Raw genomic sequence first — 3,306 nt, 5'->3', positions numbered from 1 at the left:
CGATGCACTCCACAGCAATCCGCCTGATCTCATCCATCGGCTGCCTCGGCAACAAACTCGCCGACAGTGCGGGAGCGCTGCGACCGTATCAAATCACTTTAAGGCGAATGTGCCGCCTGGACGGGCGTACCTCGGGATTCGGTATGGACGTAGGGGCGTGCAACTCGCCGGCGCATCTTTGCGAACGCCACAGCATGAAATTCGGCCATCGACGCGGCCCGCCGGCGCGCTCTATGCTGCAGGGCAAGCAGGATCGACCTTTCCGGCATCGACAGGGCGCTGTCTCGGCAAGAAATCCGGCAGAGGAAGGCTATCGGCTATGCCGAAGGGGACGGAATTGAAGCCGGCGACCGGCGCGACACCGCTGATAGCAATTGCGGCTGCCGCCGTTGACACCGAAACAACCGGGCCCGACGCCACCAAGGCGCGCGTAATCCAGATTGGCGCGATCGGCATCGCGCATGGCAAGGTCGTCCGGCAACCTCGGTTCGATCTCCTCATCGATCCTGGCGAAGCAATCCCGTCCGAGGCTTCGCTCGTCCACGGCATCACGGATGGCGATGTTGACGGCGCCGGGAGCTTCCCGGATGCATGGGCGCAATTCCAGGAGTTCGTCGGCGACCGCATCCTCGTCGGCCATTCGATCGGCTTCGACCTGGCGGTATTGGAGCGCGAATGCCGCCGCGCCGGTTTGCCCTGGAAAAAGCCTCGGGCGCTGTGCGTCCGGCTTCTTGCAACCCTAGCAAATCCCAATCTGGCGGACCATTCGCTGGAGACGATCGCCGCCTGGCTTCGCCTGGAGATAGCTGGCCGCCATTCGGCTCTGGGCGATGCGATCGCGGCGGGAGACATCTTTGCCGGGTTGATACCGGAGTTGCGCAAGCGCAACATCCGAACACTCGGAGAGGCCGAAGTCGCCTGCCTTGCCCTTTCGGATGCTCTCGAAGCCGGCCATCGCGCCGGCTGGGCCGAGCCGGTGTCGCGACCCCAGACTCCCGCGTTTCAGCCGGTTGATCCCTATGCCTATCGCCATCGCGTCGGCAGCCTCATGAGCAGCCCGCCAGTCGTGGTGAAATCGACCAAACCGACAAGGCAGGTCATCTACCTCATGGTCAAGCGCAAGATCAGCTCGGTCCTGGTGTCCGACCGAGGAACGCCGGATCGACCGATTGAGGAGTATGGCATCGTTACCGAGCGTGACCTGCTGCGCCGCCTATCGTCCGACGCCGAGCGGGCTTTTGACATGCCGGTCGGAAGCATCGCAACGCGACCGCTGATAAGCATCCGCGCCGCCGCCTTCGCTTATCGGGCGATCGGCCGCATGGATCGGCTGAAAGTCCGCCACCTCGCCGTCCACGACGGGGGCGTGTTGGTCGGCGTGCTTTCGGCGCGTGACCTGCTGAGGCTGCGCGCCGCCGCTGCCATCGATCTCGACGACACGATCGAACATGCCAAGGACGCCGCCGAACTGGCCGCCACCTGGTCGATGCTGCCGGGCGTGGTACGTTCGCTCATCGGCGAAGCGATCGACCCGCGCGCGGTAGCGGAAATCATCAGCGATGAACTTTGCTCGCTTACCCGCCGCGCCGCCGTGCTTGCCGAACAACAGATGCAGATCGAAGGTCACGGCCCGCCGCCCTGCGCCTACGCCGTGCTCGTGCTCGGCTCAGGCGGCCGTGGCGAAAGCCTGATAGCCCCCGACCAGGACAACGCAATCGTCTTCGCAGATGGCGAGCCGGGCGGGGCCGAAGACAGCTGGTTCAGAAAGCTCGGCACCAAGCTCGCCGACATGCTCGACATCTCAGGCGTGCCGTATTGCAAAGGCGGGGTAATGGCCGCGAATGCCGCATTCCGCGGAAGCCTCGACACCTGGAAGGGGCGCGTCGAAGATTGGGTTCGCCGCCTACGGCCGGAGGATCTGCTCAACGTCGATATCGTCTACGATCTGCGGCCGGTTCACGGTGATACGACGCTGGCCGCGCAGTTCATCGAATATGCGTATGACCGTGGCCACGCCGAGCCGGTATTCGCGAAGCTTCTCGGCGAGCAGATGACAACCGGCAATCCCTTCACTGTTTTTGGCGGCTTTCAGCTTGAAAATGGCCGGCTGGACATCAAGAAGTATGGCCTTTTTCCGATCGTCGCGACCGCACGCACGCTGGCAATTCGCCACGGCATCCGCGAGCGGAGCACGCGTGCCCGGCTCGATAGACTGATCGCGCAGGATATCGGCGGCGAGCGCGACATGAAGGCGATGCTGGCCGGCCATTCCATGCTGATCGGCTTGCTGCTCGCTCAGCAGACGCATGACATCTACGCTGGCATACCTGTATCCAACCGTATCGAGATCAATGCCCTGACGCGCGAGCAGCAGGCAGAGCTCAAGAGCCTCATCAAGCGCCTCCAGTCGGCACCCGACCTGGTGCGGGACCTGATGTTCGCATAGCCGGCGACGCTCGGACGGTGCGAGGCCGAACGGGGAGCCCTGGATATCGGCGCGCCGGAACAAAGCTCAGATGCGCGCGGCACCCAGCAACTCGTCGACGAGGGCGCTGCGGTCAGCCTGCGCAAGGAAATCCTCATGCGCGCGCAGCAGATTCATCCTCAGGAAGTTGAAGATATAGTCATAGTCGTTGGTAAGGAGATTGGGATGGATCGGGACCATCTCGAAAACCGTTCGCGCCAGCGGCTCGGGGATTTCGCGCACCGGCCGCGGCGGACCGATCTGCGTGGCGGCGAGGCGTTGACGTGTGAGCTCGGCGGCGTCCTCCCAGAAAGTCGGGGGCGAGCCCTCCGGAACCGCATATTTGGAGAAGCTTGCCAAGGCCACTTTTTCCAGCGCCGCCGGCAGACCCCGCTGGCGCACACCGGCGGGTTCGCGCAGCGCACCCTCCACCATTTCCGCCACGATGGCATAGCAGGCAGGGTAGGCGCGCCAGCGTGAATGGTTGAGCGACGCCTGGAACTCCTTCTCGCTGAACAGCTTCTGCCAGTAGACCCCTGCCCTGACGCGGCAGAACTCGACGATGCTTTTCTGCGCCAGGAAAGCGGCGCGCGAATCCATGAAGTCAGCTAGGTCGCTGACGCTGCCGATCGGCTGCGGCTTACGCAGGAACTCGGGCAACAGGTTGGTCAGCAGGCCCATGACGCTCTCCCTTCGGTTTTGTTTCCAACCGATGTTGACCGTTTAGCCTCCGCGACGCCGCACCGCCAGCCCTCTTACCGATTCAAGTCCTCTCACCGGTTCTCCAGTCCTCTCACCGATTCTAAAGTCGTATGAACAGAAGCGGCAAGAAGTGTTACTCC

Annotated in this window: 2 protein-coding genes; one reads left to right on the top strand and one right to left on the bottom strand. The window is 63.4% G+C overall.

The annotated features are described in order from the left end of the window. Window positions 1-319 precede the first annotated feature (319 nt). On the top strand, window positions 320-2,446 hold the full coding sequence (locus EOA86_RS27735; protein ID WP_245497399.1) for a DUF294 nucleotidyltransferase-like domain-containing protein: 2,127 nt from the start codon (window positions 320-322) through the stop codon (window positions 2,444-2,446). 66 nt (window positions 2,447-2,512) lie between these two features. Here EOA86_RS27735 and EOA86_RS27730 read toward each other — a convergent pair whose 3' ends face one another. Continuing rightward, on the bottom strand, window positions 2,513-3,145 hold the full coding sequence (locus EOA86_RS27730) for a hypothetical protein (protein WP_128344594.1): 633 nt from the start codon (window positions 3,143-3,145) through the stop codon (window positions 2,513-2,515). Window positions 3,146-3,306: the final 161 nt, after the last annotated feature.

This window comes from Mesorhizobium sp. M5C.F.Ca.IN.020.32.2.1 (assembly GCF_004023105.1).
GTDB classification, from domain to species: domain Bacteria; phylum Pseudomonadota; class Alphaproteobacteria; order Rhizobiales; family Rhizobiaceae; genus Mesorhizobium; species Mesorhizobium wenxiniae.
The sequence above is the reverse complement of the archived record's forward strand: the minus strand, read 5'-3'. Positions and strand labels throughout refer to the sequence as shown.